This window comes from Sphingobium sp., assembly GCF_036170395.1.
Taxonomy (GTDB): domain Bacteria; phylum Pseudomonadota; class Alphaproteobacteria; order Sphingomonadales; family Sphingomonadaceae; genus Sphingobium.
On record NZ_JAVHPD010000079.1, the window covers coordinates 1 to 8222 of the forward strand.

An 8222-nucleotide genomic window follows, 5' to 3' on the forward strand; every position below is an offset into this window, starting at 1 on the left:
GGCGGAAATACGGGCTTTGCGGAGCCAATAAGACAGGTCGATACAGACCTAATGCAGCCTCAAATGGAAAGTGGCGCCCCAGGACGCCTTCCTCAAGCAATGGGAACCCGCCAAGGCGGCCTGGGCGCGCGGCCAAAAGGTCATCCGCCTGATCGGCTACGATGCATCGCCCGCTGATACGCGGCGCCATACCCATGCTTCCGCGATCGAGCACGATCTCTTCGAATGCCGCTACCCCTTGCGCGAATGGGGATGGGACCGCGCTCGCTGCATCGCCCGGATCGAGGCCGCCGGACTTCCCGTCCCTCCAAAATCGAGCTGCTTCATATGCGGAGCCATGAAACCGGACGAGGTCCGGGCGCTGCCCGTCTGGTGCCTGCGTCTCATCGTGCTTGTCGAAGCGCGCGCGGCACCGCGGCTGCGCACCGTCGAGGGACTCTGGCGGCGGTCGACGTCGACCCGCCCGGGCCGGATGACCGACTTCATCCGCGCCGAAGAGCTGCTTTGCGCAGCCGACATCGACGCGATCATCCGCGACGCGCCCGCCGACCTCATCCGGTTCCAGGACGTCGCTGCCCATGTTCCGCTCCCCGAACGGCCGGCGATGGCGGAGTGGCTCGAAACCTTCAACGCCGGCTTGCTGGAGGCAGCATGACAATCCCCACCACCGAACGCATCGCCCGGCTCAACGACCACTGCCGGCGAGGTCTCGATCCCAGTGCCCGCATCATGGTCACCCACAATTGCCTCGCCCGGCTTTCCGGCGACGGCGAGGGGATAGCCGAGGTGCTCGCACAGGCCGAACTCCTCGCGGCGGTCCGCCGCTATGCCTTCAAGCCCGGCGATGGACCCGAGCGCGACTTCGGCGCCTTCGACCTGCAGGACCAGCGGATCCTCTTCAAGATCGATTATTACGACATGGCCCTCGAGTTCGGGTCCGAGGACCCGGCCGACGCGTCGATCACGCGGCGCGTGCTCACGGTCATGCTCGCCGAGGACTATTGAGCGCCGCCCGGCGTCCCCCGCACTCTGCCCCTTCGCAAACGAGCGCCGCGGCTCCCCAGCCCTCCGGGCAGCGAGAGGGGAGAGGGAAGCGAGCATCAGGCTCGCCGAACCGAAGGCGCGCGGGCCCCGACGGATCTTCGCCTTCCCCATTCCACGAGGAGATCAGCCTTGACCATTCCAGAACCGCTCCGCGCCACGCTGCCGCTCTCCCTCATCACGAAGGGGGACAATCCGCGCCGCTATTTCGACCGCAAGAAGCACGACGAGCTTGTGGCGTCGATCCGCTTGCGCGGCATCCTGCAGCCTATCCTGCTGCGCCCGAAGGGCGAGGTCTATGCGATCGTCGCCGGCGAACGCCGCTACCGCGCCGGCCTCGAAGCCTACGGTCCCGATGGCGAAGTGCCCGTCATCATTCGCGACATGACCGACCAGGAGGCCCTCGATGCCGCGATCGCTGAAAATGACGACCGCGACGATCCTTCGGAAACCGAACAGGCCGACGCCGCCGTCCGCTACCTCGCCGCATGCCAGAACGATCGCGCCGAGGCCGCCCGGCGGCTCGGGTGGTCACGGACCAAGCTCGATCGCCGTCTGGCGCTCGCGGAGCTGTCCGAAACTGTAAAGCTCGCCCTCGACGAACGCCGGATCAAGGTCGGGCATGCCGAGCTGCTGGCGGCCGTCCCTGCGGACAAGCAGGACAAGGCCCTGGAGACGATCCTCGCTTCGGGGCTCGACGTCGGCAAGACCCGCGAGCTGCTCATGCGGGTCACGCAAAATCTCGCCACCGCGTGCTTCGAAAAGACCGAATGCACGACCTGCCCGTTCAACTCGGGCGCGCAGCGAACCCTCTTCGAGACCCATATCGACGACGGTCACTGCACCAATCCCGGATGCTTCGAGCTCAAGACCCAGACCGCCGAGGCAATCCGCTTCGAGGAGCAGGAACGCGCCGAAAAAGCGGCACGGGCCGCGGCTCCGCCCGCCGATGACGATGCCGACGATCACGGCGACGAGGAAGCCGAGACCGAGCTCTCGCCAGCTGATCGCGCCGAGATTCCCAGCGGGAGCGAACCCCGGACTCCCCCGCCGGTTGCGCCGGTCCCGTCCCCGGGTGGCGGCTCGATCGCGCACAAGCCCAGCGTCACCGTCAAATCGATCGCCGGCCGCACCAGCGACCTGCGCGAAGCAACCTGGCGCACCGCGCTGGCCCGAGCACTCGCGGCCAACGCCGTCCATGCCCATAGCGCCATCCTCGTCGCGGCGATGTCGGGCACGCTCCCCCAGATCAAGGCCGAGACCCTGAAGGCCCGCGCCGGCCTGCTCGTCGGCGCTTCCTTCCCGGACCTCGCCTATGCGGCCAAGATCGCGGCGATCTGCGCACTGTCGGAGCCGCAGGCGGCGAACGTCCTTTCCGCCGTCGGCGCGGCCTACGCCAAGGACGTGCTGACCTTCGGCCATGTCGCCGACCTCGCCCGCGCTTTCGACGTCGATCTGCGCGATGTGTGGCAGGTCGATAAGGCCTTTCTCGAGCGCTACACCAAGGACGAGCTCAAGTTCATCGCCCAGGAATCCGGCCTGGTCGCGCATATGGGCGAAAAGGGCTTCGCCAAACTGCTCGGCGCCAAGAAGGCGGATCTCATCGCCGGCATGCTCAACCGGCCCGGCTTCGACTGGGCCGGCCGCCTGCCCAGTTCGATGACGCTCGACGGCCAATATGGCCCGCCGCCCGTGAAGGCCGCGCCGCCGGCCGACGCCCCGGTCACGCAGCTCGCCGCCTGATCCCCCCAACGCTCACATAGACAAGGATTTGCCCCCATGCTGATCTCGAACCTGCTCCCGCTGCTCGCGCGCTACTCGCTCGGCTTCGACCTCGTCGCCGGTCCCGACGACACCATCACCCTGACCGTGATCCCCCGCAGGCATGAGGGCGCCGCGCACAAGCTCGAAGCCGGCGAAACCCGACCGATCTCGCTCACCGCCAGCGCTGCGGAGGTCGATGCCGAACTCGCCAAGGGCGAAGATGGCGCGCTGGGCCAGCTCATCGCGGCGCGCAAGACGCTCGCCGACCAGCTCGCCGAACAGCGCGAGGCCGCGGATGCCGTCCGCACCGCCGCGGCCGAGGCCGCCAAGGCCAAAGCGGCAACGCCCACGCCCAAGCCCGCCTCCACGGGAGGGAAGGTTGCGGCGCCCACCAGTCCGCCCGCTGACGCCAAGGCCGAGGAGCCTGCCAGCCTCTGGTGAGACAGGCCCTTCGAACCCCTCAACACCCATCAGCCGGGAGACCCCCCATGCAGATCAATCACCTCACGCGAACCTATCGGTATGACGGCATCGACCTTCCGGTGCCCCCGCATCTCGCCGGTGAACCGGGCGCCCTGCGCGCCTATCACGCCACCCTCTATCCCCCGATCCTCAACGCCGAGATCGTCGATGCCGGCGTGTCGGGGAACGCCCACGTGATGGAATACCGGCGCGCCGTCGGCACCAAGGGCTGATCATGGCGCTCGCACGCGGTTCGGCGATCGCGCCGACGCCCCGGAAGACCCTCCTCCAATGGATCGAGTTCGACGATGGCGACCCTACCGGCTTTACCCATCCCGCCTGCAGCCCGCAGGCCCAGGCCCTCCATGCGCGGATCGTCCTCGACCCGCACGAGGCAAGGGGCGATCCTTGCGAACCGCTCCAGTCGCCCAGCGGCCTCCGCCTTCCGCCCCTCGGCTGACCTGGCAGGGCGCGGCATCGCGCTCTCCCTGGATATCCCAGCGATCTTCGACGTTCCGCTCGCGGCCCATCACAAGCTGATCGGCCGTTGGACGGTCGCGCGGCAGGATGCGTCCGGCATCTGCAGCCGTGTCGAGGCCCGCCAGCACATCGAGCGCGTTTTCGATGCCGCCGTCCTCGAGATCCTGGCTCCCGTCGACCTCGCGGATTTCAGGGTCGCGGTGCTTCACAGCGAGGAAGACGGCCCCCCGGCGATCGCCATCATCTGCGAGAGCATGGGACAGCTCGACCTCGGATGGATCGAGACCGGCGATGCGCCCACCGGCTGGCGCGCCGCGGCCTATCGCGCGCTCGAGCAATGCCTGAACCAGGCGCTGCCGGTCTTCGGCTATGGCGATCTCTTCGATGAGATTGCGATGTATTATTGGGACGGCGAAACCGACGACGAAGCCGCCCGTCAGAGCCTGATCGACTATCACGGCGCCGAACCGGACGAGCTCGACGAGCAGGTGCTGCCATCCGAGATGAACGCACGTCGGCCCGACTGGATGATCGCGGCCAATGCGGCACCCGCGCGGCGGCTCCCTGCCGAGCTGCGGCGCCGGCTCGCGGCGCTCCGGGACGCGCACAAGGCGCTCGCTGCCATCCCGACCGATCTCGACGCCTGGCACTTCGATTTCCAGGTCGCCTGCGAATATCTCCCCGGCATCGAGGAGTGCGCCTCATTGCCCCCGCTCACCATCGTCCCCTTCGAGCAGTTCGCCCGCGAGCTGGACGACGTCGCACGCCACGGCATGGAGATGGGCTTCATGGACCTCGCCGGCATCTGTCCGCTCCCCGACGCGGGCCGCATCGACGACTGGTTCGCCTCGCTCCGCCTCGGCGCTGCCTTCCTGATCGCCGCCCAGAACCTCCTCCAGTTCGACCCCGCCAATCCGTGAGGCCATGATGTCCGACCACAGCACCCATTTCGAAGCCAGCGGCGGCGGTCTTGTCCTGACCAACGCCATCCTCCTCTACCGCAACCAGGCGCCCCGCAACCTCAAGCCCTACGGCGCCTCGCACGAGGCCGCGCCGGCGTTCGCCAGCATCCATGCGGTCGATCACGACCGCGAGGGCACGCCGATGATCGCCGCCGGCACGCCCCTGTCGCGCGCGCATCTTCGCCAATGGACCGAGGCGCTCGGCCGCAATGTCGTGCCCGAGCTCCTGCCCGACAATATCCTCGTCGCCCATCCCGACATGCTCGCCTGGTGGGTGCCGGCACAGGTGCGCGCCGCCTATTTCGCGCTGTCCTCTCCGCCGGAAGGGCTCCGCGCCCTGTCCGCGCGAACGACCGTGATGGTCCCCTATCCAGCGCATCTGTTCATCGCGACCCGCTCCGGCCTCGGCGTCTATGCCCTTGCGGCAAGCGAGCGCCCGGCCGCCGACACCCGCGTCCTGCACTCGCCCATCCTCAATGTCTTCATCGATGGCAGGCTTTGCTGGGGCAACGTCCCGAGGCCGAAGACCCTCGGTGTTGCCGCCATCCCGGAATTCGAGCGTGCCGTGTTCGACAGCTGGTCGACGCATCCCAATCCGGGGCAGGAGCTGACCGTCAGCGGCCCAGGGAAAAACGGGGGCGGCGGGCTCGTGAGGCTCTGGGACGATCTGGCTGCGCGCCGTGCGACCCGCTTTCCGGCCAGCCGTCTGAAACCCTTCGGCTCTTCGGGCCGGCGGCAGGCCCGGCGACCGGCGAGCGCGATCACTCTCGGTCGGTTGATCGCGGCGAGCGCCAGGGCATGACCGTCCTCACCGACGATCCGACCGCCGCCGCGGTGCTCGCCGCCGTGCCTTGCTATCCCGTCCCGCCCCACGGCCGCTCGCCCGCCCTCGACGCGCTGCGCGGCGCGCGTTCCGGCCACGGACTTGCCGTGGGGAACGATGGCGTGATGCTCATCCTGCGCCGGCCCTGGCTCGCGCTCGACGTGCCGATCACCGGGCCGATCACCGCCTATCTGCCCTATGGCGGCATGGGCGCACCAAGGGCCGATCTGCGTTGCGGCCTCATTCCAGCCGTCCATCTCGCCGGGATCCTCGACCATTTTCGTGCCGCGCTTCCGAACGAGGCTGCGGCGTTCCTACTGTGGAACGAGGCGAGCGGGGAATTCGCGGTGAACCTGCCCGTGATCGACGAGGCCACGCCAACGCGGCTCGTCTATCGCACCCCGGCGCTACTGCCAGACTGGCACCTCGTCTGCGACATCCACAGCCACGGGCACAGTTCGGCTTTCTTCAGCGCCACCGACGATGCCGACGACGCCCATGCGACCAAGATATCGGTCGTCTTCGGCCGGCTCGACGCTTCCGATGGTCCCGTAATGGCGTCCCGCCTGTGCGCCGGCGGCATGTTCCTGCCTTTGCCACGCAGCCCATTTTCAGGAGAGTGTGATGCAGCCTGAAACCCAGGAACGACATTATCTTTCCGCCACCCTCGACAACCGTGCGATCAGGATACTGCTGGTCGGTTGCGGCGGGAACGGCGCGCAGATGCTTATGGGCCTCGCCTCGCTCGATACGGCGCTGCGCGCCATTTCCTCGCGCTCGCTCCATGTCACCGTGGTCGACGACGACATCGTCACCGAGGCCAATCTCGGCCGGCAGCCCTTCTACCGCTGCGACATCGGCCATTCGAAGGGCCGCACGCTGACCGAGCGGATCAACCTTGCGCATGGCCTTGCCTGGAAGGCGGTCCACGGGCGCGCGCCCAAAGCGATCGGGCTCGACGGCGTCGATATCCTGATCAGCTGCGTCGACACGGCCTCGGCGCGCCGCGCGCTCGGCGCTGCCGTCGCCCAGGGAAAGTCCTCGCCCACCTATTGGATGGATCTCGGCAACCGCGCGCGCGACGGACAATATCTGATCGGCTGTCCGGACCGGGAGCCGGCCTCGCACCAGCCCCGCCTTCCGACCGTCCTCGAAGCCTTTCCCGAGCTCGCCGACGAAGCCCAGGCCGACGACGACGCTCCGTCCTGCTCGGTGGCCGAGGCGCTCGAGCGGCAATCGCTGTTCGTCAATCGCGTCCTCGCGAGCCATGCCCTGGCGCTGCTGTTCGATCTGCTCGGACGCGGCTCCATCGGACACGCCGGGGCCTTCCTCAATATCGCGAGCGGCCAGACCGTGCCGATCCCGCTGCCGCGTGCCCAGCAGGAGAAACTGCCATGACCGTCATCGGCCATAACCGCATCCGCCGCGTCGACAATTTCGACGGCTACGAGGTTCTCGCCCACCCCTTGCCGGACCGCGAGGATCGCGTCTTCCATCGCGGCGAGCCCGGGACTTCCCAGACCTCCGTGACCTATGGCTCGCATGACATCCAGATCGCGAGGCCGACCGGTCCTGGAAGCATGAGCCTCCTTGCCATCCTGATGTACCATGGTGGCGGCCGTCATATCCTCGAATTCTACGAGGGAGCCTTGCCCGTTACCGCGACGCTGCTCAGCCTGCCCGATCGCGCCCAATATGCGCTCGCCTATGCGTTGTTCAAACAGGCTGACGAATGCGCCGTGGCCGCCCGCGTGGACGAAGCCAGCCGGTGGGCCCAGGCCTTCGTCGATGGCCGCATCCGCAAACGTCGCAGGGGCGGCAAGCGTTACGTCAACATCGAAACGCCGGCCGAGAAGGAGCGCCGCTGCGCGTAGCGTGGGTTTCGTGGGCGTTTCACTCCTTTGCGCCGACGCCGGCCGCGCGAGCGCGAGCCCGAGCGAAAGAGGAGAAGGGCGGGGGAGGTGAGCCTGTTCGCTCTTGCCCAGGAGACCCCGATGCCCCTTCCCACCGTCATCCACAGCCAGGTCGATCCGGCCGCGATCACCAAGGTGACGAGGCTGTTCAACAATACGCTCGGTTCCATGCTGACCGAACTCATCCAGAATGCTCGCCGGGCTGGCGCCACAACCATCGACCTCGATGTCGCCGAGGCCGAGGACCGTCAGTGGCTTATCATCCGCGACGACGGCGCCGGGATCGCCGATCCCGCGGTGATCCTCGCGCTCGGGCGCTCCGGATGGGACGACGAAGTTGCCGTCCGCGAAGACCCCGCCGGCATGGGCGCGTTCAGTCTCGCAGGCCGTCGTGTCGAGATCCGGTCCCGCCCGCGCCCCTCCGGCGACGGCTGGCGGGTCGCCATCGCGCCCGGCGACTGGGAATCGGGAGCCCCGATCGCTGTCACCGCCTGCGATCATCCCTTCGGCACCGAAATCCGGCTGCTTCTCGACGACGAATGGGCGAAGATGCTGGAAGCTGCGGCCATCAGTGCGGCCCGCTATTGCCCGACGCCGATCCGCTTCAAAGGCTCGCCGCTAGCGCAATCGGACTGGCTCGCCGACGCAGCCGTCATCCTCGAGACCGACGGGGTCCGGATCGGCCTCTTCAACGCGCCGCGCGCCGCCCATTATCAGCCGCGCATCAACTTCCACGGCCTCACCGTTCCCTGCACCCTGCCTTCGGTCGACGAAAAG

Annotated in this window: 10 protein-coding genes and 1 pseudogene; all 11 read left to right on the forward strand. The window is 68.0% G+C overall.

The genetic code is table 11. The features are described 5' to 3' along the window. Positions 1–52 precede the first annotated feature (52 nt). Positions 53–655: pseudogene (locus V2B31_RS19195) on the forward strand (hypothetical protein); the annotation flags it as partial. Further along, positions 652–1005, forward strand: a complete 354-nt coding sequence (locus V2B31_RS19200) for a DUF3768 domain-containing protein (protein WP_328281696.1) — start codon at positions 652–654, stop codon at positions 1003–1005. The pseudogene V2B31_RS19195 and the gene V2B31_RS19200, both read left to right, overlap by 4 nt. A 168-nt stretch (positions 1006–1173) precedes the next feature. Then, the gene (locus V2B31_RS19205) at positions 1174–2784 is read left to right on the forward strand and encodes a PRTRC system ParB family protein (RefSeq protein ID WP_328281697.1); all 1611 of its coding nucleotides are present in this window, start codon (positions 1174–1176) and stop codon (positions 2782–2784) included. A 36-nt stretch (positions 2785–2820) separates the two neighbouring features. Then, on the forward strand, positions 2821–3246 hold the full coding sequence (locus tag V2B31_RS19210; RefSeq protein WP_328281699.1) for a PRTRC system protein E: 426 nt from the start codon (positions 2821–2823) through the stop codon (positions 3244–3246). Positions 3247–3293: 47 nt separating this feature from the next. After that, a complete protein-coding gene (locus V2B31_RS19215) occupies positions 3294–3500 on the forward strand; it encodes a PRTRC system protein C (protein ID WP_107396143.1) in 207 nt (68 codons plus the stop codon). Positions 3501–3632: 132 nt separating this feature from the next. Further along, positions 3633–4667, forward strand: a complete 1035-nt coding sequence (locus tag V2B31_RS19220; RefSeq protein WP_328281702.1) for a hypothetical protein — start codon at positions 3633–3635, stop codon at positions 4665–4667. Between the two features lie 7 nt (positions 4668–4674). Next, a complete protein-coding gene (locus tag V2B31_RS19225) occupies positions 4675–5511 on the forward strand; it encodes a PRTRC system protein B (RefSeq protein WP_328281710.1) in 837 nt (278 codons plus the stop codon). Beyond that, the gene (locus V2B31_RS19230) at positions 5508–6167 is read left to right on the forward strand and encodes a PRTRC system protein A (protein WP_328281704.1); all 660 of its coding nucleotides are present in this window, start codon (positions 5508–5510) and stop codon (positions 6165–6167) included. The genes V2B31_RS19225 and V2B31_RS19230 overlap by 4 nt, the downstream gene beginning before the upstream one ends. After that, positions 6157–6930 (forward strand): PRTRC system ThiF family protein, encoded by a 774-nt coding sequence (locus V2B31_RS19235; protein ID WP_328281706.1) that lies wholly within the window; start codon positions 6157–6159, stop codon positions 6928–6930. Before V2B31_RS19230 ends, V2B31_RS19235 begins: the two co-directional genes overlap by 11 nt. Beyond that, positions 6927–7406 (forward strand): hypothetical protein, encoded by a 480-nt coding sequence (locus tag V2B31_RS19240; RefSeq protein ID WP_328281708.1) that lies wholly within the window; start codon positions 6927–6929, stop codon positions 7404–7406. Before V2B31_RS19235 ends, V2B31_RS19240 begins: the two co-directional genes overlap by 4 nt. Before the next feature lie 120 nt (positions 7407–7526). After that, the coding region (locus V2B31_RS19245; RefSeq protein WP_443022257.1) for an ATP-binding protein at positions 7527–8222 on the forward strand (696 nt) is incomplete at its 3' end.